1 pseudogene is annotated in these 208 nt (G+C 34.1%); it reads left to right on the plus strand.

Going from position 1 to position 208, the window contains the following annotated elements:
* Nucleotides 1-2: 2 nt before the first annotated feature.
* Nucleotides 3-208 (plus strand): annotated as a pseudogene (locus HMPREF3263_RS06565) (hypothetical protein); the annotation flags it as partial.

Consider the following 208-nt stretch of genomic DNA (forward strand, 5'->3'; position numbering starts at 1 on the left):
GGATTTTTATTAATCCAAACAAAGACATTGCCTATTCTATTCGTAAACGAGGCGATAATGAGATCGAGATTCGAGATTCCATTTTTGATGGTTATGCTCGTGGATTTATTCGTTTTGTTTTAATTGGCATGACACTCATTAATGTATTTCATGGTTCATCTGGCATTCCATTTTATAGCCAATATCTCGAGGCAAAAAGTGATTATGA

This window comes from Haemophilus sp. HMSC61B11 (genome assembly GCF_001838615.1).
Lineage (GTDB): Bacteria > Pseudomonadota > Gammaproteobacteria > Enterobacterales > Pasteurellaceae > Haemophilus_D > Haemophilus_D parainfluenzae_AD.